This is a genomic window from Bacillus sp. PK3-067 (assembly GCF_056738645.1).
Genome location: NZ_CP096490.1, coordinates 3129469 through 3155598 on the forward strand (window position 1 = coordinate 3129469; position 26130 = coordinate 3155598).

Annotated in this window: 21 protein-coding genes and 5 pseudogenes; 7 read left to right on the top strand and 19 right to left on the bottom strand. The window is 33.3% G+C overall.

Features of this window, described 5'->3' with window-relative positions; all coding sequences use genetic code 11:
• Positions 1-23: 23 nt before the first annotated feature.
• A complete protein-coding gene (locus M1D73_RS16045; RefSeq protein WP_000391548.1) occupies positions 24-1115 on the top strand; it encodes a low temperature requirement protein A in 1092 nt (363 codons plus the stop codon).
• Positions 1116-1184: 69 nt separating this feature from the next.
• A pseudogene (locus tag M1D73_RS16050) lies at positions 1185-1365 on the top strand (alpha/beta fold hydrolase); the annotation flags it as partial.
• Positions 1366-1933: 568 nt separating this feature from the next.
• On the opposite strand, the pseudogene M1D73_RS16055 reads toward M1D73_RS16050, so the two are convergent.
• The 3 pseudogenes from M1D73_RS16055 to M1D73_RS16065 form a co-directional block, all read right to left on the bottom strand.
• Positions 1934-2286: pseudogene (locus M1D73_RS16055) on the bottom strand (YxeA family protein).
• A gap of 270 nt (positions 2287-2556) precedes the next feature.
• Positions 2557-3060: pseudogene (locus M1D73_RS16060) on the bottom strand (YdcF family protein); the annotation flags it as partial.
• Positions 3061-3154: 94 nt separating this feature from the next.
• Positions 3155-3342: pseudogene (locus M1D73_RS16065) on the bottom strand (hypothetical protein).
• A 99-nt stretch (positions 3343-3441) separates the two neighbouring features.
• Here M1D73_RS16065 and M1D73_RS16070 point away from each other — a divergent pair.
• Positions 3442-3573 carry a hypothetical protein gene (locus tag M1D73_RS16070; protein ID WP_000416932.1) on the top strand — a complete coding sequence of 44 codons (132 nt, stop codon included), beginning with the start codon at positions 3442-3444 and terminating at the stop codon, positions 3571-3573.
• A 1202-nt stretch (positions 3574-4775) separates the two neighbouring features.
• Here the strand turns inward: M1D73_RS16070 and M1D73_RS16075 are convergent.
• From M1D73_RS16075 to M1D73_RS16085, 3 genes are all read right to left on the bottom strand, one after another.
• The gene (locus tag M1D73_RS16075; protein ID WP_060851934.1) at positions 4776-5555 is read right to left on the bottom strand and encodes a YrrS family protein; all 780 of its coding nucleotides are present in this window, start codon (positions 5553-5555) and stop codon (positions 4776-4778) included.
• A 237-nt stretch (positions 5556-5792) separates the two neighbouring features.
• Positions 5793-6227, bottom strand: a complete 435-nt coding sequence (locus M1D73_RS16080; RefSeq protein WP_002164503.1) for a hypothetical protein — start codon at positions 6225-6227, stop codon at positions 5793-5795.
• A 604-nt stretch (positions 6228-6831) separates the two neighbouring features.
• Positions 6832-7641 (bottom strand): CPBP family intramembrane glutamic endopeptidase, encoded by an 810-nt coding sequence (locus M1D73_RS16085; RefSeq protein ID WP_053564025.1) that lies wholly within the window; start codon positions 7639-7641, stop codon positions 6832-6834.
• Positions 7642-8228: 587 nt separating this feature from the next.
• Between M1D73_RS16085 and M1D73_RS16090 the strand changes: the two genes are divergently transcribed.
• A complete protein-coding gene (locus tag M1D73_RS16090; protein ID WP_000169655.1) occupies positions 8229-8819 on the top strand; it encodes a TetR/AcrR family transcriptional regulator in 591 nt (196 codons plus the stop codon).
• A 236-nt stretch (positions 8820-9055) separates the two neighbouring features.
• Positions 9056-9819, top strand: a pseudogene (locus tag M1D73_RS16095) (transposase); the annotation flags it as partial.
• A 351-nt stretch (positions 9820-10170) separates the two neighbouring features.
• Here the strand turns inward: M1D73_RS16095 and M1D73_RS16100 are convergent.
• The 11 genes from M1D73_RS16100 to M1D73_RS16150 form a co-directional block, all read right to left on the bottom strand.
• Entirely contained in the window at positions 10171-12255 is a 2085-nt protein-coding gene (locus M1D73_RS16100; protein ID WP_121868442.1) for a serine hydrolase domain-containing protein, read from the bottom strand.
• A 93-nt stretch (positions 12256-12348) separates the two neighbouring features.
• Positions 12349-13515 carry a serine hydrolase domain-containing protein gene (locus M1D73_RS16105; RefSeq protein WP_059304306.1) on the bottom strand — a complete coding sequence of 389 codons (1167 nt, stop codon included), beginning with the start codon at positions 13513-13515 and terminating at the stop codon, positions 12349-12351.
• Between the two features lie 376 nt (positions 13516-13891).
• Positions 13892-14197 (bottom strand): monooxygenase, encoded by a 306-nt coding sequence (locus tag M1D73_RS16110; RefSeq protein ID WP_121868443.1) that lies wholly within the window; start codon positions 14195-14197, stop codon positions 13892-13894.
• 196 nt (positions 14198-14393) lie between these two features.
• Positions 14394-14744, bottom strand: coding sequence for a DoxX family protein (locus M1D73_RS16115; protein WP_121868465.1), 351 nt, complete (start codon positions 14742-14744; stop codon positions 14394-14396).
• A 331-nt stretch (positions 14745-15075) separates the two neighbouring features.
• Positions 15076-15495, bottom strand: a complete 420-nt coding sequence (locus M1D73_RS16120; protein ID WP_001048563.1) for a MarR family winged helix-turn-helix transcriptional regulator — start codon at positions 15493-15495, stop codon at positions 15076-15078.
• 476 nt (positions 15496-15971) lie between these two features.
• Entirely contained in the window at positions 15972-16370 is a 399-nt protein-coding gene (locus M1D73_RS16125) for a DUF1259 domain-containing protein (RefSeq protein WP_000589730.1), read from the bottom strand.
• 402 nt (positions 16371-16772) lie between these two features.
• Positions 16773-16934, bottom strand: coding sequence for a hypothetical protein (locus tag M1D73_RS16130; protein WP_000441009.1), 162 nt, complete (start codon positions 16932-16934; stop codon positions 16773-16775).
• A 152-nt stretch (positions 16935-17086) separates the two neighbouring features.
• A complete protein-coding gene (locus M1D73_RS16135; protein ID WP_000549725.1) occupies positions 17087-18346 on the bottom strand; it encodes an ATP-grasp domain-containing protein in 1260 nt (419 codons plus the stop codon).
• A gap of 14 nt (positions 18347-18360) precedes the next feature.
• Entirely contained in the window at positions 18361-19605 is a 1245-nt protein-coding gene (locus tag M1D73_RS16140; RefSeq protein WP_121868445.1) for an MFS transporter, read from the bottom strand.
• A 613-nt stretch (positions 19606-20218) separates the two neighbouring features.
• The gene (locus tag M1D73_RS16145; protein ID WP_025686869.1) at positions 20219-20542 is read right to left on the bottom strand and encodes a PepSY domain-containing protein; all 324 of its coding nucleotides are present in this window, start codon (positions 20540-20542) and stop codon (positions 20219-20221) included.
• Positions 20543-20562: 20 nt separating this feature from the next.
• Complete coding sequence (locus M1D73_RS16150) at positions 20563-21033, bottom strand: hypothetical protein (RefSeq protein ID WP_121868446.1); 471 nt, start codon at positions 21031-21033, stop codon at positions 20563-20565.
• 267 nt (positions 21034-21300) lie between these two features.
• Between M1D73_RS16150 and M1D73_RS16155 the strand changes: the two genes are divergently transcribed.
• Positions 21301-21975 carry a response regulator transcription factor gene (locus tag M1D73_RS16155; RefSeq protein ID WP_001264525.1) on the top strand — a complete coding sequence of 225 codons (675 nt, stop codon included), beginning with the start codon at positions 21301-21303 and terminating at the stop codon, positions 21973-21975.
• Entirely contained in the window at positions 21972-23345 is a 1374-nt protein-coding gene (locus tag M1D73_RS16160; protein ID WP_086395831.1) for a sensor histidine kinase, read from the top strand. The genes M1D73_RS16155 and M1D73_RS16160 overlap by 4 nt, the downstream gene beginning before the upstream one ends.
• Before the next feature lie 191 nt (positions 23346-23536).
• Here M1D73_RS16160 and M1D73_RS16165 read toward each other — a convergent pair whose 3' ends face one another.
• Positions 23537-23752 carry a hypothetical protein gene (locus M1D73_RS16165; protein ID WP_001104104.1) on the bottom strand — a complete coding sequence of 72 codons (216 nt, stop codon included), beginning with the start codon at positions 23750-23752 and terminating at the stop codon, positions 23537-23539.
• A 346-nt stretch (positions 23753-24098) separates the two neighbouring features.
• On the bottom strand, positions 24099-25544 hold the full coding sequence (locus M1D73_RS16170; protein WP_060851930.1) for a L,D-transpeptidase family protein: 1446 nt from the start codon (positions 25542-25544) through the stop codon (positions 24099-24101).
• Between the last annotated feature and the right edge of the window lie 586 nt (positions 25545-26130).

Consider the following 26130-nt stretch of genomic DNA (forward strand, 5'->3'; position numbering starts at 1 on the left):
AACTATAAGGAGGGAGTGCAGAAATGGAAGAAAAGAAAGTGACGTGGTTAGAACTCTTTTATGATTTGTTATTTGTGGCGGCAGTGACGGCTGCGACTCATGTTTTACTTCATGTTGAAGATGGTCAAATCCATGCAGAGTATTTAGTAAAATTTGTCTTAATTTTTATTCCGATCTGGTGGGCTTGGGTAGGGCAAACCATCTTTGTTAACCGGTTTGGAAAAGATTTATTTCATCAAAGAATTTTTTTGATCCTGCAAATGTTTTTTGTCCTAATAATGACATCAAGCTTATCAGCTGATTTTGATCCTTATTATCTTTCTTTTTTAATTGGCTATATTGGCTTAAGGGTCGTGACTGCAATTCAATATCTTGTTGTCCAGCGTATAGAAGAGGGGGCTCGAAAAAAAGCAGCACTCTTTTTAGGAAGATATTTTTGGATTGGAATCGTTATTTCGTTATTATCCGTCTTTTTTGATTCTTGGATTCGATATGCTGTGTTATATTTTGGGATTCTTATCGATATTATTGTCCCACTGCTTGGAAGGAAGTGTTTAGAAAAGGTTCCTACAAATACAGCCCACTTGTTAGAGAGATTTGGTCTATTTTCCATTATTCTCTTTGGGGAAGCTCTTGTAAGCACTCTTGTGGTCATTCAACCTAAACAAGGAAATTGGGATTCAATAAGCTTTGCGATCATTTCATTTATCCTCATTATTTCGATGTGGTGGCAATATTTCGATAACATGGAGAAGAAACTCGACAAGTCTAGACAAACTTCTGGTCAAATTATTATTTACGGTCATCTATTTATTTTAATGTCTTTGAGTATGGTTGCAGCATCCATTAGATTATTATTTTTACATGAGGTCTATTATTCTTTTATCTTATATTTTGTTTTTGGTTCTGTATTGCTCTATTTCCTGTCAACTACAATTGTTTTTCATCAATACAGGTTTGAACAACACCGCTTGAACATTTATCATTTGTGCTTGTTTTTAGGAATTTTAGCAGTCTTTTTTGTTATTAATTTAATTATAGTAGTGCCGAATATTGTGATAATAGGACAATTAACCTTATTTTTTATCATCTATGCTAAATTAACAAGCACATAAATAAAAGAATCAAATAAATTAGTATCAAACTATAATACTGGTTTATATATATTGGTAAATTTTATATTTATATTAAATCTTATAATTCACGGTGACTCTGATGCAACTGTACCTTTTGAGTTAAGTGGAAACGCACATATGATTCCATTCCTGATAGTAAACTTGCTCTAATACAAGTTGTCCTCATGGATTAAACGCAACTCCTACAAAAGAATTTAATGAAGTATTATTAACATTTTTAAAAGAATAATCTTTGAGGAACTACCAGAGGCGGTTCAACAGCAATATCAAGAATAATAACACGAATTTATCGATTAGGGTTTTCCAAAAAGAGTAGCGCTATGCCTAATCTTTTGGAAAACCTTCTTTACATAGTTTTTTTAGGTCTCTTAGGGGAATCGTCACAGTGCTATCAAGTTAAAAAATACATTCTTCCCATAAACGAAAAAACGAACTGAACTTCTATGGACAACTATGAAAGAATGAAATTTTCGTTTTGGGGATAATTCAAAATCTTAGGTTGATGGCGATGTGGCAGTACCCCAAATCCAACATCTCTAGCTAGATTCTGTAAGGTATTTGGTGATAAAAGACTCTTAATCTCCTGTGCAAATAATTGTAAGTCGTCAGATACAGAATTAGACATAAAAAAACGTCATCCTTTCCTATAATTCTACCGTAAGAATAACGTCTTTATGGCGATATGGTGGTATACCTACTTAATTTAGCTTATTCTCCATTTTCGGGGATTTGGGCAAAATTACCCCACAAAAAAACAGCGAACCCTTCGAATATGTGGGTTCGCCATTATAAATCATTTATTTCACGTCTAATTTTTCTTTCACCTTCCCAGGAAGCTCGTCTTTCTTCACCTCTTCCCAAGCAGTTACACCTTTTTTTCGGAGTGGAATACGCGTAAGAATGCTTCTTTACGAAGCTCTTTAAATCCATTAAATTTCACTGTTTTTTCATTACCATTTTCGTCAAATCCTTGTAATTCATAATTATACTCTGTGTATTTATTTCCTTCTTTAGATACCCCTGACTTTATTTTCGCATCAGTTGTAATTTGAACATAGTATTCATCTTTTCCCATACGATTCACATCGCAACCAACTAACATTGTAGCAAATACAACTAGAATACTAAAAAGTGTAATATATCTTTTCACGTCATTCACCTCATGTGTTTTTTATCATGCTGTTATCATAACCCCTTTTTATTTGAGAAGAAATTCAAGAACATGACATGAAGATTACACTTTTGTAAGATAATAAAAAGACGACTACAACAGCTGCCTTTTTAATCAACATCATAACAATCACTTGCATTGTAGTCTAACATTTAAATAAACCAACCCATATAAACACAAAAAAGAGGAGTCACCCTAAGGTGACTCCTTACCTAAGATAACTCCCAAAATATAAGTTATACAACACCCTTAAAAAAATAAATAATTTACTCCGGTTGCTATGATAGAGAATCCCATAATAATTGCTATTACAATACTGTGACGTACACGATTCATAACGAAGATTGCGATATACTCTCGAATCATCGCATTTGGCCAATAATAGAAGGCTGTTTTTGAGCCAATTCCTTGGCTATTTAATCCTACTATTTTAGCGTATAATCCGGCGCGAAACACATGGAAGTTGTTTGTAGAAAAAATGCAGTTATACTGTGTTCCTTTTAATGATTCCATAATTCTCTTTGAAAAAAGCATATTTTGGTATGTTGTAGTAGAACGGTCCTCTTTTATTGTATTCTCTAGAGGAATCCTATTATTCACAGCATACTCCTGCATAGCTTTCGCTTCAGAAATATTTTCATCTGATCCTTGTCCACCAGAGAAAATAATCTTAGGTGGTGAGGAAACTGCTTCTTGTTTCTTATAAAATTCAATAGCTCTATTAATTCTGCTAGCTAAAAGTGACGTAACCTTAAATATTTAGAAATTTAAAAAGCCCCCTAATATTGTTAAAGGGGCTTTACTCATACGAATGATAATTTTTATAAATAATTGCTAAATAGTGAATTTACATAAATGCTTTTAGAAGCTCTTGAACTAATGGGATTGCTCCACCTATAAATTTTAAAACTGCCATTGCGATTTCCATATTATTTCCTCCTCTTTTGTTAATACTGGGATGTGATTAAACTTTATACCTTCATTATAGTAAACGCTTACATTTGTAACAATACATTTCTGTATGCAATATTGCATATTTATACGTTTTGACAATATTTGACCTCTATTAGCCATTCTTTAATGGTACCATAACGAAGTGAGAGTCTTTAAGGGTTCTCCTTAATAGGAGGAAATATGGAAAAAGTTCAAGATATTTACAGTAATATAAAATTTAAAAGTTGGTTTAAACAAGTATTAGCTGTAGGAGGAATATTAGGATTCTGCTACTTGGTGTTATATGGTTTTTGTTTTTTAGTTGATATGTAAATATTATACAACGATACTAGTGGAGTCTTGCCTACAGAGGTAAGACTCTTTTATTGTACTTGAGATGAACAAACTACATACAATAGCTTTCAGGTTCTTCAAATTTCTCTGTATGGTTCTTTGTTCCTCTATGTTCTAGACCCACTATTTCCTATCATTGAATATAAATGAACTTCCATTTATATTGAAAATACAATTTTATTGATAAAAAATGTCTTTTTACTAGATACATATTAAAAAGAAAAGTATAAGTTGTATTCCATTTCGGTACAATCTTTTTATCTTTGAAAAGGACTTAAATCTTATTAATAGATTTGAGTCCTTTTTGTATACATCAATCTCTATATAACCATATAAATATAATATATTAAAAATAATTTAAATGCAAGAATACTTGTAGAGGAACCGCCAGCACTTCGAAAAAAACAAGCTAAGCCAAAAAATACAATAAGCTGCCCATATGGACAGCTTATTTACACAATTTTCTTTATGGGAAGTACACTTAAGGTCATTTTTAACTTAATAGGAGTCTAATATCTCAAGTTTCTTAGCTAATACCCAGCTATTTAGGCCTAAAGATGCATAAATATTGTAATAAAAATAATTCCCGTTTCTCAATGTTTCCTATAATTCTTTAGTATCTTCATAGAACATAGGCCAACCTTGCATTAAGATATTATATATATATTTCTTACTACAAATATGGACGGTATTATCCTTGTTGCAGTTTTAATTTTAACCAAGTCTATTGTAATTACACAGATTGAAATATCTATTCAATTTTAAAAATAGTAAAGGAAATGTATATAAAAAGATCACTTGTCTTAGAAACAAGTGATCTTTTTATTAGATAAACTGCAACTTGCTAACAGCAGGTAATTGTTATCCTATTCATATGTTCAATAGATATCATAATACATTTTTTAGTTATATAGACGGAATTGTTTCTAATAAAATGAGACCAAAAATATTTCAAAAGGTACCATTAATTATTTAATGCTTTAAAAATGCAATTTTGAACCTTTCGAAGCACTAAATTAGGTAGATTTTAATAAACTTCAAACTTTGTCTGCATCAGGATCTCACAATTGAGTCTGAGTAATCAATGCTGTCAACATAACAAAAGAGTCCTGATTGAAACAAACTCTTTTATGAGTTTTTACAAGAGTAAACTTTTAAGCACATAATTACATTTCTATTATTTATTTTACCACTTGTACAGATACTGGTTTCCACCCTTGATTCTCTACCCAATCAATATTAACCTTATATTTTTTATTACTTTGTTTATCTCGTACATTACCGTAGGCTTTATTATTACCATTATTTCCAATAAAATCGAAAATCAATTGGCTCTCTGGAACATCAACAGCATAAGAGATTGCTTTTTTCATCTCACTCCAATCTACTGTTCCTTCTTTAAATTTCATATCAGGTTTTGCTCCTTGCTCTGTACCAATTGGCTTCCATGAAGGATTAGTTTGAGGATCCTTTTCTTGAGATACCGTTTTTTCTTCCTCTTTATTTTCAGTTCCGTTCGTTTTTACCGATTTTTCTACTTTTTGTTTCCCTTCTAACTGTGCTGCTTCTTTATCTTCGCTTTTCTTTTCTTCTATCTTTGCTGTTTCTTTATCTTTAGTTTTCTTCTCTTCTAACTTTGTTGCTTCTTTATCTTCAGTTTTCTTCTCTTCTATCTTTGCTGTTTCTTTATCTTCAGTTTTCTTCTCTTCTATCTTTGCTGTTTCTTTATCTTCAGTTTTCTTCTCTTCTATCTTTGCTGTTTCTTTATCTTCAGTTTTCTTCTCTTCTATCTTTGTTACTTTCTTTTCTTGAGCAATTGCTTTCGTTGATGTATTAGAAGGGGTAAACAATTGGTATGTCACTATACCAACTGTCACTAATACCAAAGTAAATGCAATATTAAAAATTGCCTTTTGACGACGATTCTGTTGTTTTTCTTGAAATCTGCTTACTTGTCCCATTCTTCAAACCTCCGTGTTTACTTTCTCCTCTACTCTTTATGTATTATCCCTAAAATTCTTAATATTTTTATTAAACAATAGAAATAAACTACACTTTCCATACAGGATTTCATATCATAATAAAATTTGTGTTTTTTCAAGTATCTGACATATGTTATTCAAAATAGTTTAATACATTAAAAATTGATAAGCTTCTGCACTTAAGAAACCTTCAATTTTATTCAAAGGTGATTCCAATTACGTCCACATTAGATCTCCTGTAGAAAGCTTTTTAACAATTAAACCTCTTCTTCCCTTATTAATAATTTTAAAATTAAATTTCCCTCTATAGTATAATAAAGATGTTTCGTTTTCTAATGGGGTATGTCGTAAAATCAAAAGAGATTTTATCTCTTTTACCTTCTTTTCAGAGTAAAGTTCACCACTAGGAAATTCTATTATTCCTAATGTAATCTTTAATTCGCTCTCATCAAAAGCCCACTCTTTATTAAGTTCTCTTATCTTTTGTATAAAGCTTCTTTTAGTTTGTCCTATATAGAGCAATGTTACATTCTTAGCATATACTCTAGAGATTGCAAATATCCCCTTCTTAGAAGCTTCTTCCCTATTATAAAAGTCATTTATACTATACATGCCATACCACTTAATATGTACTGTTTCTATGAATCTCACCTCGTTTTTAGACAATATTATAATTTCTGAATGTTCAAATTATTATGGGTACATATGCTTGATTACTTGAATTATAAATTGTGCTTTTCAATAATACATTTTATTATTACTAATTTCAATAATGAAGAAAAAATACAATATTATAGTTTAATTACAAAGCTGTATAAAAACAAAGTCATGTCGTGCCACATATTTTCTTTTTTTACAATTTCAAACTATCGTGAACAAAATTTTAAAATTTATGGAATAAAAATATAATGTGTATGTACATACATTTCTATTAATTGAAGAAACCTTCTTAATTGAGGTCGTACCACATGCCCATCAACTTAAGAATTCAGAATTACCCCAAAACGAAAAAATGAGCTTTTTTGCTACAAGTTAAAACAAAATTTCGTTCTGAGGGTATTTACCTTTCTTAGCTTGATAGCGATGGGCTTTACCTCTATTTAAAAAAGAATCCATTTTAATCAAAATGGATTCTTTTTTGCTTATATAATATTTTCTCAGTTTTCTTGTCTTATTTATTTTCTATAATATAAAATTCAGTTTTATATGTATAAATTACTTTTAATATCTTTATGATTAACTAAAGGTTCTAATCTTACTTTATATTTAAGTTTAAATCATTAACTTCAGCAAGTTTCTTCTTGCGTAAATAAATCATCGCAAATACAAAAACGATGCCTGATGCCACCGCAATAGCAATAAGAGCCTTTCTAACATCATCTCCTGCGCTAACATGACCCGTAACTTTCTCTGGATCGATGCCCATATCTTGTAATACACCACTGAAATTTATCACGAAGTGACCGATAATTGGTATTAATAGATTGTTTGTTCTTAAATACACAGCCGCGAAGAGGAAGCCCATTGCTGTTGTATAAATAAGCTGTAATAAAGTTGCATCTAAAGGTGCGCCAGAAAGTAAGTTTATAGCATGCACTAATGAGAAGAGCACACTTGACCATATAACAGCTAACAAAATACCGTTCTTTTTCTGGCTCCAAGCTTTTAACAATCCATTTAATAGAAGCCCACGTAATAGAATCTCTTCATATGAAACAGCAGCAATTGTAGATACTACCGCTATTAGATAAGCTTGCATACTTGCTTTCATTAAATTATCAAATTCAACACCTATTAAATTTAGTACAACATAACTTAATCCTGGAAGTAATAACAGAAGGCCTAATCCAATTCGATTCATCATATTTCCAAATTTCAGTTTGAATACTGTCACATTAACTAGCAACATAATTACAATTAGAACAAAACGCGCTACTAATTGCGCTACATTATCATCAGTAAATATAATCGAGAAAACTGAATCTACTACGATTGTAAGTACCATAATTACTGCAAAAAAGCTAAGTATTACACCGGCTGGTGACTTTTCAAATAATTTTTTCATTAAATATCCTCCATTTTAATATATATATAAATAATTCCTCGAACCGAACGGTTCGGTTCGGATTCTAATGATACTATAAGTTTCTAGTTTTTTAAACCCTTTCTACAAATTATTAACATAGTAAAAACTAAATGTAATTATATCTCAGTTGCTTATTTACAATCAAATTCCAGTAATCATTAATGATTACTGATTACTGATTACTCTTTTATAGAATGAAATGAAGGTGTGAGTAGCTCGCTCACTTTAGATAAACATATTAATAAAAATTATATATAATAGTTAAATGTCTATACATTAAAATTAACTATATATTTTTACTTTTTCTATGATTTTAGGTGAAATTAGTTGTATAACATGACTGAATTAACCAACTGGTCAATTATTATTGACAGAAAATTCTTTCATATGGTAAAGAATATATAATTTAATGAATCTCAAACTGTATTGTTTTAGGTTCCTATAAGATAGGGATTGATATGATAATTTTGCTTCAAACTTTTTTATACTTACAATAAAAATTCAAAAAAATTATAGTGAAAATCACCCTAAATATTAAGTTCTTTTTATTAGGAGGACCACAAAGCATGACTAAAGTCGATAAGGTAAAAGAAAAGATCATTGAAACATCTTTATATTTATTTAATACTAATGGGATAACTTACACATCCATTCAGGATATAATGACAGCTACTGAACTATCTAAAGGAGCTATTTATCGTAGATTCAAAAATAAAGAAGAAATTGTGCTTGCTGCCTACGACAAAAGTGGTGAGATTATGTGGGGGCATTTTCATAAAGAAATGGAAAATAAAAAGACAGCAATCGATAAAATCCTTGCAATTTTCCTTATATATCAAGATGCAGCTAATAATCCTCCAATTGCTGGAGGCTGTCCATTACTTAATAGCGCAATTGAAAGTACTGGAGTATTTCCAGAATTACAAAAAGCAGCAGCAAAAGGTTATGATGATACAGTAATGTTAATGGCCTCTCTCATAAAGGAAGGAATAGAGAAACAAGAACTTAAAGAAGATATAGACATTATATCGCTCGCTTCTTTTCTTGCATCTTCAATGGAGGGAGCTATTATGGCAAGTCGAGTATCTAACGATAATATACACCATCAATATTTTATTGAACAAATAAAGCATCATCTTTACTCTTATTCTAAATAAATGAGTACTTGCATCGCCTTCATTCAATTTTTATAAACTTAAATTGAATAAATACTCCTCATAAAAAGTATTTTCTGTTTATGAGGGAGGGATCATTTTTTAGCAGAGGTAGCTTACAGAAGAAATAGGGTAGTTTAATTAGACGAATAGCAATTACAGGTATTTTGGAATTTCTATACCTAGTTTATGGCTAAGTGACCAACTAAAGAAATTCACGCTAACTTTGTATCTATATGTTGAATACACGCATTTATATCAAGAACCCTGAACCAGAATACTTCAACAATGGTACATTAAAAAAGCAAACAGAATACATCCAGCTTGATATGACACAAATGATGTCTGATCTAATCCCTGGTGAAACGATAGAAATCCCCGAGGCATACATTGGCCAAAATCAGAAACTTCCAGCACGTGTTATTATCCATCGTTTAACCGATGATCAAACGCAAACACGTCTGAAAAACCAGGCTATACGTGAAAAGAAGAAAGGCATTATCATGAAGGATAAAAGTAAACGTTTAATGGGCATGAATGTATATATCACGAACACGTCGCTAGAAGAAGTACCGACGAACTACGTGCATTCATTATATTCACTTCGTTGGCAAATTGAAATTTTGTTTAAAACGTGGAAGTCATTCTTTGGAATTGATGAATGTAACAATATAAAAAGAGAACGCCTAGAGTGCCATTTATATGGACAGCTCATCGGCATTCTCCTCTGTTCTTCTACGATATTTCAAATGCGACAGTTTCTACTTGAAAAGAAAAAACAGGAGCTGAGTGAATACAAAGCGATTTATATGATTAAAGATTACTTTCCTTTACTGTTTCAAGCGATAGCCGTTGGCACAGAAAAACTTTTAAAAATTCTGCATCCCCTTTATCAGCTGCTCAAAAAAACGGTCGTAAATGTCATAGGTATAAGAAGATGACGGTCTTTGATATTCTAGGGATTGTGTATAAAACGACGGTGAAGCAAAGACAAGCTGCCTAGCGAAAAAATTACGTTTTAATAGGCTTCTTTAGCATGCCTAATTTTTTATCACTTGCTAGTTTTGAAACAAAGGTCATTTCGTATCTAGTAATTTACTTGGTTAGCTTGATGGGTATGAGGTCGTACCCCAAAAAGAGTAGAAATTTAATCTCTCTACGCTGTTAAAATTATTCAACTCAAAAAAAACTGTACATCTTCTAGAGATACTAATTTTCTAGTTTTGATGTTTTTATAGTGCTTGAGAGTGATATTATTCAAGTTTTTTCATTGATAATGCATAAATACAAACAAAACCAGTAATACATCTTTTCTGTGCCGTACTGGTTTTGTTTAGATCATCTTAAATTGTAGCTAGTTCACCGAGATTGCAAATACCGATTTCGGTGCCCCAGCGAATACGATTGTTCCGTTCTTCGGCAGTTTCGCCTTGTTATTGCCACTCACGATGCTAAAGTTGACACAAACTCCCTTCTCATCATACACCGCAAACGAACCCTTTGGTGGCAACGTCACGGTCATTCTTTTCTCTGCTGCCGCTTGCGGAATTGTAAACCATTTCGCATGTCCATTTGCTCCCAGCGTAACTTGGGATGATTGGCCTATATCAATTGGTTTTACATTTGATTCACTTACGTATAACAACCCAGCCATCTTCATATATTCATTTCCACCTTCTGTATAGAAGTGTGTTTCCGTTGTATCACGACCATTCATTACAGGAATTTGGAGCTGATGCGTTGCGGTATTCGGACCTGTAATTTTTCTGCCCCCCCAATAACCTGCTGGGCCTTCCTTGCGAGTAATTTGTGTACTAAGAAGTTTCGGTTGAACGAGATATTGAATAGAACTAAATTTCTCGTTTACAAGATAGAACTTGACACCTTCCCTCTTTGCCCATGCAGCAGCGGTTTTCTTCGATAGCACGTTGTCTTCTAGTTTCTCAGCTAAATAGTGGGTCATCACACTTTGCTCTAAACCTGGATGCGATTTATATGCGCTCTCCTTCAAATAAGTTCTTCCATTTTTCTCGGTTACGAAGTTGAGCTTGGAAGTCCCCTTCTCATTAATAAAGCTTCCATCAGTAGTATATACATATTTTTCTTCTGGATTAGATGGTAAGAACAGTTCTCCGTTATTCGTAATTTCAATTTTAAAATGAGTTTCGCTATTGCCATAAAATCCAGCTTTCTTTGCTACGCCTTGAGGCATTTTGACTTTGACCGGCTTACCAAAGGATTTGTTCGGCTTGATTTCCTTAATAGTACCTTTTTCTTTAAGCGTAGCGAGCAGCAATTCAGTTGCCATTAGCTGATTTGTAGAGCTCCGTCCACCAGATGTCAATACAGCCGCTGCTATTTTCTGTTCCGGAAGCACGACTAATATAGCATGTTGCAATGCCGTATCGCCGCCCTTAGCCAAAGCTTTGATCCCATATTCACTGAATGGGTATAGTTTCACACTATCCCAGCCAAGACCATAGTTAAAAATATTCTCGCCAGCCCCCGGCCACATTCCTTTTTTATATTCCTCTTGCTCCATTGCCTTAACTACCTTATCAGAGAGGATTCCTTTTCCCTGTCCCATAAATAGTTGTGAGAATCGCACCATATCTTCTGCCGTGGAAGATATGCCTCCCGTACCAATAACATTCACCGATTCAATTGGAAGTTGCCCTTGGTACGCCGAGTAATATAGTCCAGCCCGATTTTCATCCCTCCATTTGTCCTGTGGCGTTTTCGTATGATTCATTTTTAAAGGCCCTGTAAAGTTTTGATGTAGAAATTCAGTAAAGCTCATACCACTAACTCTTTCCACCAAAATTTCGGCCAGCGTAAAACCATCGTTACAGTATACTGAGAAAGCACCAGGGTCCGCCTTCAAGTTTTGATTTGACAATTGCTGTAACAAGGTATCATGGGCATAGGTATCATTATCGTTAAATAAAAATGCATTACCTAACGTAGAACCTTGCAATCCAGAGGAGTGATTCAATAACATACGCGGTGTAATACGTTTGTATCGACCGTCTTTCATCTTAAAATCAGGAACATAGCGGACAACAGGAGCATCCAAATCGACTTTTCCTTCATCGACCAATTTCATTACAGCCGCTGTTGCATACATTTTACTAACTGAACCAATCCCGTATAAAGTATCTTTGGTTAGCGGCTTTTCCCCTTCCATATCGTTATTGCCAGCCTGACCCGACAAAATAAGTTTTCCATTATCAATTAGTGCATACTGCACGCTAGCTGCCCCATGGGACTTCGTAAGTAGCTCCGCCTTCTCTGCTGCAATCTTCTTCAGTTCCTGACTAACTACTTCTTCACCAGTTACAACAGTAGTCTTACTTTCAGAAAATGCTTTCGCTCCTGTTGGTAGAATCATAGTTACCGCTAATGCAGTGGCTAACACACCAGCTAGCTTATTTTTCATCACGAAATTACCTCCTTAAATAATTGATCGTTTTCATCATTCATTTGTGTAACTATGAAACTATGATAAATTTTACCCGTTTTTACTTTTAGACTACTTGCTAAATTCAGCAAGTAAAATATTTTTAAAAGGATCAGGAGTATCAGCTTTAAGGCTGTTCAAATTGACTGCCAATGTATGCTTGCCTCCAAGTGTGCCTCCAGCAAAAGTTAAAAAGCCAGGAATGGTTCCTCCATGCCACCATATCGATACACCGTTTGAAAGCTTCATTTTGAAAATTCCAAGCCCGGAATCACCAAGCTCATCTACTCCTGTAGGGACTGTTGTAAGCATTTGCTTTAGTTGCTGTTCTTTCAATAATTTGCCCCCAAGTAAATAAGAAAAGAATTTGTTTAAATCATCAGCTGTAGAAATCATATCTCCGGCTGAGCTCCCCATACTTGGGTTATAATAAGTAACATCTTTCGGCTCACTTGCTCCGTCTAATTGGATATATCCACGGGCATGCTTGGTTCCTGGAATGACGCTTGAATTTCCAGGTAAGAATGTATTCGCTAATTCAAGTGGTTCAATAATTCGATTTTCAATCTCTTCCGCATAGCTGTTCCCAGTTACTTTTTCAATAAGAATTCCTAGTAATACATATCCTGTATTTGAATACGACCAGCTCTTTCCTGGAGCAAAATCTGGAGGCATGGATATTCCCATCTTTACTAATCCTTCAGCAGTATAAGATTTTTTTGTATCCATCATATTAAAATCCTTTGACCTTGTGTAATTAGCGATACCACTTGTGTGGTTCAATAATTGGCGGATAGTAATCTGTTTATCATCATATCCATTTCCTTGAATGACACCAGGTATCCATTTTTCAATAGAATCGTCTAGATTTAAGCGGTTTTCTCCTGCTAATTGAAGTATAACTGTTGCAGTGAACGTCTTTGTCACGCTGCCAATTCGAAAACGAAAATCTCTTTTCATTGGTTTCTTAGTACTCAGATCAGCTACACCAGCCGCATAACTCCATGTTTTTCCACTCTCAGAAGTTTTAGCAAGTATCCCTGGATATCCTAGTTTCAATGTATCCCGCATTGCCTCTTTGACGGAATTATGATCTCTTTGGGTGCTTGTTTGTAACGAACTAGATACATTTTGAATGGACTCCGCTTTTACACTTGAGGTTGGAGTTGTATAAAACAGGGAACCTCCAGTTATTAAAAGGGCTAAACCTGTACATGTAATTTGGCGATGCTTTTTCATCAAAATATTCCTCTCCCCTATTCATATTGTATAAATGGTTATTTGCTGTTTGGAACTAATCACACAGCTTTCTTCTTACCCCACTGCAAAAGGACGACATTGAATCTGTAATGTCTCTTTTCCTCCAAACAAGTCTTATTAATTGATTTGTTTTTTATAGAAATATATAGTATTTTTCTCCTCTCACTCTTCTTTACATTTTCATCTTACACAAGGAAAATCTCTTTTTTCTTACCTCTTCCTTACAAATTCCTTACGTTCAAAATTACTTTTATAATTGATTATTTTTTATGCGAGTCCCCTCACCATCAATTTAAGAATTAAAAAAAGAAGGGGATTATCCCCCTCCTTTTTACACTTGCTCCGACTGTCGGAATTATTTAATATAACCACGATTCAATTTAGTTAAAATTTCATTGATGTTAAAAATTCTTACTCTAATATCTTTAACACCAGCTGCTTCAAGTCTGTTCTTGTGCATTTCCGCGTATTTTTCAGCATCTTGTTTTTCTTCAAATACATAAATGCCTCCAGCTTCTTTTGTTTCTTCATTCTCAGTCCATATTTTCCAGTGGAATCCTTCTTCTTCGTTAATACTATTTGCTAAATCCCAAAATCCTTTTTCCATTTCTTCACCAAAAGGACCTTCAAACGGAAAATCAACTTGTAATAAATATGCCATTTTCACTCACTCCTATTTTTAATATAAAATTCTTGCCATTCTTTTACTGATTATGATCCGAATGATCGTAATGTCTAAATTCGTATTGCTATTATTATTCAAGCACTAATTGGAGAATCCCCCTATTTGTAACATAATCACAAAACGATAGTAACTTGAACGCATAAAGTGAAAGTTTAATAGTTTTCAGTTATGTTTAAAAAATATGATACAAACTTACCCCTAAACTAAGGACAAACAAAACAAGTGCAGGTATTGCTTTCTTAAAGGGATCTCTCGCTAATACAATTAGAGTTAATGCGGCTGCAAGCATCGTACCGCCTAATAACAATCCTGCTAATAAAGCTATTGTTGGAATCCAAATTCCTATCAACATTCCAATCGCTCCTACAATCTCAAAAGCTCCAGTTAAGAAATTAAAAAACGAAGGTAAACCAAATCGTTTGAATTCATCTGCCATTTTCCCCGATATAATTTTCGTTCCTGTCATTAAAAAGAACAGAAACAACACTACTTTTACAATATTGATGAAAATTAAAATAGTAATCACACCTTTCTTATTATTTGATAAAAACTCAGTATTGTTCAGGTAGTAGTCACTACCTTTACCCTATTTCCTGAGATTACCCGTATGGAAGTCGCTTCAATTTACATTACCCTTTTCAATATTAAAGGGCCGAAAATTATATGCTATAGCATATATAATACAAAAATTTGACTGGTACTAGGCAAAAAAGTGAACCTGAATCAGATATGATACAAAATAAAGTTATCTTTCCATTCGTCCAAACAAACAAAAATTATATGCTATAGCACATATAATACCTAAAACAAAGTTTGTTCCTTATGAATAGCATAGCATCAATAAGGAACAAATATTAATAGTGTGTATCATACAATTTGTTTAATAACGATTGTAATACTTTAATTTCTTCCTCGCTCAAATTACTCGTAACAAAATGGTGAGCGTCTTTCACTACAGGCAAGATTGTTTTCTTTAATTCGTCACCTTTTTCAGTTAAAAAAAGGTTATGTGAACGCCTATCTTGGTCATTCAAAGCCTTCTTTACAATCCCTTTTCTCTCCATTGACTGTATCATTCTAACAACAGTAGTTTGATCTTTATCAATAGCTTCCGCCAACTCTTTTTGAGTAGTGCTCCTTTGGCTACAAAGAACACTAATGATCCCCCACTGCTCTGGCGTAACTCCATACGGCTTTAATTTCTTCGTAAAATAATTGGTCATTTTCACATCAGTACGATGAACAAGATAGCCTATTAAATCATGTAAGTTCATATATCACCTCTATAAATTAAGATATAAAAGGATATAGCATACCAGTCAATCATTCACAATGAATGTATTTGTTTCACCATATATATGCTATGGCACATATAATAAAGTAGATTATTTTAATTGTCAAATGATTTACCTATTATTTTTCGAAAACAAAATCGCCCCCCTTAGATTATAGAAGGAATGACTAATTTGACGTATTTCTCTGGCGATTTCTCCCTTATCATTTTATGATATGCTAATAACATTTGATAAAATATGGTATCTACAAATAGTCAAACACCTTTAAAGATACCTCGTCCAGTTCTTGCTGTTACAAGATAAACAGCATATAATCAGTTAACCACCCACATTAGCAACGAAAACATAAAGAAAAGGCATTCCAAATATGAAACACCTTCTTTCGTTTTATAAAACCATCCAACACGCTGAACTTTTCAATTTAATATAATCACTCGTTTAACTAAAGAAATTGATTACGTGCATAACGCTCTTCTCACTTTTCTTGCAAAATTTAGTGGATCATCAACGTCTTCGATATTAACGTAAATCAAATTTGGATCATCACATAACCACTCATTGTGTATAGACGAAACGATTATTCCTTGTTTAATAATTGTCGCCACAAATTCAGTGACTTCTTTTTGTAAGAGTGCTACTCGGCCTAGGCATAATGCCCGTCCAGTTTTATTGTCTCGTGATTCGAATGAAAAGGAAGTTGTTACTCTAAAACGTTTTCCTAAGATTGTTGCTCGTATTTCATCCCTGTTTATTGTTGCCACGCATTTCCCACCGGCGAATCCTTCTTGCCCGCCGATAATTCTTGCAAACTGTTGACAAATTAATTCATCATTAAACGCCATACCTTTAATCATCCCCCCTTTTACTGTTAGGTTATGAATGAATACATAGGTCTGAAACGGTAATGAATCTAATCTATAAAAAAATGATGGCAATCTACCGAGAGCTATTAGCTCAATTATTCTTGATCGTATGAATTGTTATCAGAGTTTAAATGGTGCAGAATTTTCATTTTATGTTTAATGGGCATTGGAGACTGAAAGCAAAACTCAGCTATTATATGGTAAGACATTTTTAAAAAGCATAAAAAAGACACCCTAAGGTGCTATCCTCCGACTTGAGAATCGTATCTATGTATGGAGAAATTTTGAAAAGACAAATACAAAAGAGAAGATTCTAACTATAATTTATAGAACTCTTATGCCATGAATTACTTACATATTTCCTTATTTACCAGAAGAAGAATCTCAGTTACATTATTTTCTGAACAGTCTCGTTAAAGCCATCCCAAGAAATCCAATGCCCATTCCTATTAGCCATCCAGTTTGGGCATTACCTAACATAGATCCCACTCCTCCACCAAGAAACATACAGCCAACGAATACTAATCCTCCAATTCCCCAATTTGGCCGTTCCATAATTCAATCACATCCTTTCAATAAAACATATGCGATTAGCTCCCTCAACTTTCTTCCATAGGATAGTTCATTATTTTGCTTAGGTTTAGCACTATCAGGGAATTCTAAAATTTCTCTTTTTTATATAGACCATTTATTTGCCACATTTCTGTTTACTTATATTTTTTAAAAGAAGGTTTCCATTCTGTTAAATCCTGATAAACAAACGTTATATTGTTACATATTTCCTCTACAACTTCGTACATACGTTTCATATCACTAGTCGTAAATAATATAGATCCTTTGCGTTGAGTGCTATCTACAATAGGTGGTATGATGTCTCCCTCTTTTAGTAATAGATCAATTAATACGACCTCGGATATGTTACTTAACTCCTTATACTTGATTTCTTTTAAGCAACCTGGTTTTGGAATCAAGCTTAAAGACATAGCATGACATTTTGAAGATACACATCTAAATTCATCTATAGTCTCAGTAGCTAACGCATCATAATAGTATCCAAATTGGGATATGCCGGTTGTTAGTTCCACCATATTCCAGATATTACCACCACCTATTCTAACTTGAGATTCTATAATTATCGGCTTATTTTTTTTGTCTATCTTTACTTCTGTATGAGTAATGCCGTTTTCCATTTGCATGTCGTCCAAAAATAGCATTACTTTTTCCATAATTAATTGTTTTTGAGATTCATCTATAGGTGCTGGCATAATAGTATAGTTTATTATAAACGTACCTTCTTTAAATACTTCAGCTGATATCGCTAGTATAGAATGTTTTTTGTTATAAGAAACGGCTTCGACCGTATAAACTACATCACCTTCAATGTACTCTTCCACTAAAACAGGTAGTTGAATACCATTTTCTTCAAAAAATACCTCTACGTCATCTCCCGTGTCTAGCTTAGATACACCTTTACCACCTGCGCCAATCGGGGGCTTTATTATAATACTATCTTTTTTGTTCAAAAATTCATTAATATCTTTAATGTTATTGCAAACTGTCGAATCTATCGAAAAGTCTTTACCTGCTAGCATTTCACGCATCATGTCTTTATTGCGGGTTATCATATTAGCATTGTAAGAAGGCCCTTTAACATTAAAAATCTTTGCAATTATGCAAGCCGTATCTAATGCTGTTTCGTTGAAAGATACAACCACATCAAATGGTTTCTCTTTGAATAATTCTTCAGCATAGTATATAGACAAGGGTATATTTGTCGTGTCTAATTCTTTTTTATAGAAACATTTTTCTAAGATAGTCCCATCAAAATATATGTGTTTAGCGTACGATCCTATGTACGAAACAATATAGCCACTGTCTAATGCATCTTGTATAGGCTTTGTCCATCCCCCTATAAATAAAATGTGGGGTTTATTTTCTATGTCAGTTCCTTTTAATACCTTATGCATCACAATCATCTCCTCTAAAATGAACTCGTATATTCAATATCATTTCCTTTTGATACGCCACGTCTTAACAACGCCACTAAACACAATGTTGTTCCGAATCCCCCTATGAATAACGTAGTTTGAAGCCCAAATATAGAAACTAAAAATGCACTAGCAAAACTTCCTAATGCCCAAGCCCCCCAATTCAGCGTACGTTGTACAGCATTTACTCGGCCTAGCATGTGACTTGGTGAGGCAAGTTGTCGTATGGTTGCAGCGTAAGGGCCAAATACACCTTCTCCCATACCATGTATGATACTTGCAGCTACTATACCGATAATGGTTCCCATATATCCCATTATCGGTATAAAGGCCAAACCAGTAACTGATACAGTAGCGCTATAAATAAGCATTTTTGTATTATTAATTTGTTGACTTTTTTTCATGAGTATCGTGTTACCTATTAAAAATCCCACCGCTGCTGAGCCTACAACAAACCCTATTTCAAGTTCAGATAGACCCATTACCTTATACAGGAATATTACTAAAATACTATTTAGTATGTATTTAAAAAAACCGTAAACAGCGCCACAGGTTACAATTGGTTCTAATACAGGGTGTTTTTTAAAATATACCAAGCCTTCATATATGTTTTGGTATATGGATTTTATATTTACGTCTTTTAAAGAGCCCTCTGTATGCGGTTTAAACTTGGAAATAAATAATACAAATGCAAAACAAACAAAATACGTTACTGCGTCAATAGTAAAAGAGCCTGTTAATCCAAATAGAGTAATGATGATTCCTGCTAGCATAGGACCAATTACTACAGAAAGAGACTCCGAAAGTGCTAGTTGAGCATTTCCTTTTTTTAACTTGTCTTTATCTGTTACTATTTCCGGTAAGAAAGAAGGAACAGCAATGTTATAAAATGTAGTAAATATTCCATTTAAAAACATGATAAACACTAATAAAGGGAACGTTAAAATATTTGTTACAGTCAGTATGAATACTGATAAAAATAATACTCCTTGACATATACTACAAATTAGCAAAACATTTTTCCTATGAAAGATGTCTATCAAAGCACCGGCTACTAACCCGAAAATTAGGTAGGGTACAAATATAATCCCACGAAGCATGGCAGCATCTGCCTCGCTTGTTTGTAGCACCTCTAATGCAAAAAGAGGCAAAGCTACCATTGTAAGCTGGGTACCTAACAAACTTATAGACTGTCCTAGCCAAAGCTTGTGAAAATTAAAACGTTTGCTATCTTTCATAATATCCCCCCACTAAATTCATATTTATAAATTATCAAGTTAACGATATAAATAAGAACAGGAAAAGCCTATCTTTCAACTAATGTCTGTACCACATAAAAATTCGAAGCCTAATATAAAAGCGATTTTAGTTTCAAAATGAAGACTTGATCTTTAAAGCTCTCTTGACTATTAAAAAGCTCATTTTCCGATTTTATGTCACTTTGAATCACCTCCAGCATCAGTATAACCTTGAAGGCACGCTGTTGTATGCATTTTGGAATGTAACAGCAAGATATCAAAGTTACGATGACAAGTTTTTATGTAATTATACGTAATCAAATCTGCACGATTTGAGGAAAAGAACAATCTGTGAATCTAAGGTATCAAGTTTGAATTCAACTCGTCACAAATATACACTTGGATTGGAACGATACTTTTATAGCGGTGATATATCAAGTTACCCTTTCCTAGGATTCTTCAGAAAGAACAGCGTATTTTTTCATATTAGGTGTTATTTTGTTTTGTTAGTTTAATAGCGATGTAGCACTCCCCTTTCAAAATAGTAAAGTATAAACATGAAAAAACTCCAAACAAATTTTGTTCGGAGTTTTTTCAAATACGCGATATTTATTTAATCTTCATTATCAATTACTATTGTACCTGTCCTTGCACTAACTTTTAAAATATTTAACAGATTATCAGGTGTCTTGATTTCCACTTCATATTCAAATTTTGATTGTGCTAAGTTGTCATCTTCTAATTCGAATTCTTTTTTCACATTAATAATTTCTCCATTTGTATGAGCTAAAGAAATTTCACGAACTTGTTTCTCTGTGTAGTTTTCATTCTTTTTTGCATAATTGTAACCCATGCCATAATATCCACTAATAATAGCAATACCACTTACTAAAATAGCAATTATACTTATCATTATTTTCTTTTTATGTTTTAACATTTCCATCCACTCCTTAATGATTAATCCTCTATTCCAAATCTTGCTTCAAGTGCATTTTCTGCTTGTTCTAATTGATCTTCCAGTATATCGTGTTCTCTTTCTTGCGTTTGATATTGTTCAACAGTTATCGTTCCAGCGTGATAATCTGCTTCTAGCTGATTATCAGATAGATCTATCTTGTCATCCAGTTGGTCAATTTCTTTTTTTACTGCTAAGTACGTATTTAGGTTTTCTTCTTTTGCTCCAACTGGTTTCGTGTTATTTGCCTTTTCTACAATAGATGAGACTTCGTTTTTGAAATCTTGTATTTGTTTCTTATCATTTGTAACAGCTTGTGTTTTGTTTGGTTCTTGTTGTAGTTGAGCAACTTCTTTTTGTAATTTATCATTTTCCACTTTCAGTTGTTGTACTTCTGTATTGTTATCAGCTTGAGTAGAACAAGCTGTTAAGAATAAACAGGACATTGCTCCAATCAGCATCCATTTTCCCATTCTGTTTTCCTCCCTTTACATGTGCACCTTATCCTTGCCTTTATATTACTGAACAAACATTAAAGGAAGATTAATGTACAAAAAAATAAAGTGAAGGCTTTTACAGGCAGTTAATCCCTACCTACCTCGCATTCACCGAATTTTGAGGGAGTAGTCTTACTGCCCGTTAATGTAGGATAAAATGATATAATTAACTAGTTTCTAATCTTTCTTTAATGTTTTTGAATTATAGTGATACATACTAATAAGAAGAAAAGGAGAATGTTAATGCGAGTTCTTATCGTCGAAGATGAACAAGACTTACAAAATATATTGGTGAAACGATTAAATGCAGAACATTATAGTGTCGATGCATGTGGGAATGGAGAAGATGCCCTGGATTATATAAACATGGCTACCTACGATTTGATTGTACTTGACATTATGATTCCAGGAATAGATGGTTTACAAGTATTACAAAGATTACGCGCGGACAATAATACAACTCCTGTCTTGCTTCTTACAGCTAAAGATACAATTGATGATCGTGTAACAGGACTCGACTTAGGTGCGGATGATTATTTAGTAAAGCCGTTTGCTTTTGACGAACTGTTAGCAAGAATTCGAGTGTTAATGCGAAGAAAAACAGGAAATACATCGAATGTGTTTGAAATCGCTGATCTAGTGGTAGATTGCAATATGCATAAAGTAACACGAGGAGACCAAGTTATCACTCTTTCCAGTAAAGAATTTGCTATTTTAGAATATATGATTCGTAATAAAGAAGTTGTGCTGACACGAGATAAAATTGAGCAACATGTGTGGAATTACGACTATGAAGGCGGCTCGAATATTATTGATGTTTACGTCCGCTATCTTCGTAAAAAAATTGATAGCCAGTTTGAAACGAAGTTAATTCATACAGTGCGCGGAACTGGTTACGTATTGCGAGTAGAACCATGAAAAGACTATCAATAAAAATGAGAGTGACCCTGTGGTATACGGGGCTAATTGTAATTATTATGGCACTCGTGTTAGCTTTTATTTTAACTTCTTCAGATAAAGTTTTACTTTTTAATATGAAAGATCAATTGAAGAGCACAGTAAAAGAAAGCATGGAAGATATCGAATATAAGCATGGGCAGTTAAAGATTGACGATGATTTTGAAACCTTAGAAGATGGAGTAAATATAAGCATTTATAGTAAACAAGGTGAGCTGTTGGTAGGACATAGTCCAACAAGCTTTAATAAAAAGATATCCCTTAAATCCGATGAAATACAAACCATTAAAGACGGCAATAAAGAATGGATAGTATATGATTTTCTCCATAATGCAGGCGGCGATGAGCAAGTCTGGGTTCGTGGAATAATGACTATGAACCAATTATCCTCAACGATGAATACGCTTATCGTGGTAACAATCATTTCATTCCCATTACTTATTCTTATTGCGGCATTCGGAGGATATTTTATCACGCAAAGGGCGTTTCGACCTGTGCAACAAATGAGTGATTCCGCCAGTAAAATTGGTGATGGTAAAGACCTTTCGAAGAGAATTAATTTACAAGGTTCACCGAAAGACGAAATGTATCATTTAGCACAAACCTTTGACAAAATGTTTGTGCGATTGGAGACATCATTTGAAAGTGAAAAACAATTTACATCTGACGCATCTCATGAATTAAGAACGCCAACATCTGTTATTATTTCACAATGCGAATACGCTTTATCGCAGAGGAATAACCCGAAAGAAATGGAAGAATCGTTAGAAGTAATTTTAAAGCAATCACGTAAAATGTCCGCTCTAATCTCACAACTCTTATTATTAGCAAGAGCTGACCAAGGAAATCATAATACTTTCCAATTTGAATGTATCAATATGAGTGAATTAACGGAAATCGTTGTAGAAGAACTTTCATTAATGGTTCAAGAAAATTCGATTGAAATAACAACTAATATAGAGGAAGACCTATTTATTAAAGCCGATCAAACATTGATGATGCGTTTATTAATGAATTTACTAACGAATGCGATTGCTTATAGCAAAGCGAGTGGAACTGTGAATATGCAACTATTCCGTGATGAAACCAACATAATAGGTAAAGTCTCCGATAATGGCATCGGCATCAGCGAGCAACATATTACTAAAATATGGGACCGCTTCTATCGAGTTGACGCAGCACGAACATCTTCAAACATCGGAAACACAGGTTTAGGATTGTCGATGGTAAAATGGATTGTCGAACTACATGGAGGAGAAATTACGGTTGAAAGTAAATTAGGAGAAGGCAGTACTTTTACATTTAAACTACCAATTGAAAAAAGAGCATAATTTATACGTATCTGTCGCTTCAGAATAAAGATTGATTCAAAGGCTCTCTACAATCCTTATGTAAAAATAACTGACGCATTTTAAACATCATCGATTTTATCATTTTGGACAACCTATTCTGTTAAATTAATATACATGCGAAAACACTATCAAAATAAAACCCCAGAAATCCAATGGTCTCTGGGGCTTCATTATATATTTAGCTCTTTTTGCTTTTTGTTTTGTTTATGTCTATAGAGCAATTTACGACTTATTAGAGAAATCACTAATAAGGTCAGAATTAATAAGATAAGTTGCATAAATGATAAATCAAAATATTTAGCACCTGTAACGATTAAAAGTGTAGAAATCGTGCCTTTTACAACGAAAAAAATAATAACCCATAATCCGCCTTTTTTCCAGTTCATTTTATATTACCCTTTCCTACGTTTAAATTCTTAAAATATTTAATGATAGTTCGTAAATATGACAACTTAATAGAAATCTATTATATTAACAAAAAATTCATGTCTAATTAAATGCGACGATTCTATATTAAGTGAAAATGATATTCATTGTCAATTTTATTGATTATTTGAATACTTATTCTTAATCTCTTTCTACTTTGTTTCTTATAAGCAATACACTCTTGTATTCAAACAAAAACACCTCCATTGCATTTGCACACTTAGTATGCGAATGCAAGAGGTGTTTTTTCATATACCATCAGATAAGATTTCCTGCTTTGTTTATTTCTTGATACGTAGCTATTTTCTAGTACACGATAACTGGATCATACGTGTTCAAACTATCATATACAGTTTTTGCAACATTAGGAAGAAGGTTCACACATCCACCTGATCCTCCTGTTAAATAAGCATTATTTCCCCAGTCTTTTCGCCAGCCGGCATCGTGGAATCCTTGACCACTATTTGTGAATGGAACCCAGTAATCTACTTTAACCGCATAATCAGCTTTTCCTACTGCGTTACCTCTTAGCGTATATGGTGTTCGTTTATATAGGACGTACCACACACCTGGTGATGTATCTTCACCAGTACTATGTTTACCAGTTACTACATTTGTTGTAACAACTAATTTTCCATCTTTGTAAATCCAAATTTGTTGCTCTGCAATTGAAACTTCCGCATACGTGTCTCCGATGCCATTATTCGCTGTTGTTTTATAACCGATACCTTCCTTCTCCCAACCATTTCCGTGAATGTTAGAAGCAGAAAGCGACTTTTCGCCTTTCTCAAAGGCTTGTTGAACTTGTTTAGTTTCTTTTTCAACATCTAGTGCCCAGCCGTAGCCTTGCCCTTTTACTGATATGACTGAACCAGAATGCGTTTTAAATGAGAAATCTTTATTTAATGTTGATTTGGCATTATTAATTTCAGTAATTTTATTCTTAATGTCGCTCGCGTCAATTGTAACTTTCATATCCTTTGACATAGAAGCATTTTGAATTAAATCTTTTGCTTTTAAAGGATAAACTTCATTCTGCACTTTATACTCAACAGACTGCCCAAGAAGATTCTGTAGTGCTTTCTCCTCTTTTTTGACAATCGGATCGTCTTCTTTAATAGGTTTTATGTATGCAGACTTCAGATGAATTTCGCTTTTATATTTTTGCTTATCGTAATCTTTCAGTAGACTAGTAACGTCATACTGTTTTCCTTCAACACTTTTCGAAATAACAATTTTTCCTTGTTCTAGCTTCGCCATAGCATCTTGAGGCGCTTTTAACTTTTCATTCATTGAGATGAGCGTTTCTTCTACAAGTTTTTTCATCGTTTCACTACGATACTGATCTGCCTTCTCTGGTAGCAATGAATAATTTTCTCCCTTTGAGGAAGGGAAAAATGTCCACTGACTTTTTAATAGTTTCTTAACTTGAGGCAAATCTTTTTCCGTAAGTTCCGTTTTTGTATCTTTTTCATCTAAAATTTGTTGTTGATCAACATAGACTTTGTTTGCTAGTCCAGATGTCTTTAATTTTTGTATTGCCTGATCAGCGCTCAGACCACCAACTTTTGTGTCATTAATTGTAACATTCGAATTGAAGTGAGTTGCCTGATAATAACTCATTCCCCCAATAAGAAGTGCAATTACACCAATACCCGCTGCGATAAACTTCCAATTTGTATAACGTTTTTTTGATCTTACTCGTTTTTGATCAATTTCTTCAACTGATTCATTTGTTGTATTGTTGTTCATCAATCTTTCCCCCGTATGCATTAACGTCAAACGATTTTCAACTAAAATCATAGACTAGTGTACCTTATTTTTCCTAAAATTTCATTATTTCCGACCACATTTTATCGCAATTTAATAATTAAATTTAGATTTTTTAATAGTACGATGCATTGAACAGCCCTTTACAAGTCATAAAGTGAAACTTAAATTAACCGTCACACCAAGAGATTTAGCTTAATATTCTAGGGGAAAATTTTTCTCTTTACGTAAAATACGAATTATATTATCCATTTTTATGAACATCAATCCCTAATTTTGTCAAAAAAATAAACGATAGTCCTTCTACATTTTTGATAAAAGGACTATCGTTTTTTCAGTTAGAGTATTTGTATAATCGTTTAACTTTTTATTTCCTGAAGGTCTAATGTGATGAAGATGATGAAATTTCATCTCATAGCCTTTAAATGAAAAACATTATTTTTTTATGACAATCAAGTTTATTTTTATAAATTAAACCCTTAGCTTGATGCCTTCCATATGTCCAGCAGCCTAAGATTAAGTAAGAGTCCGTTCAACTAGATTTTTTCTAATATTTTTAGGAGTATCT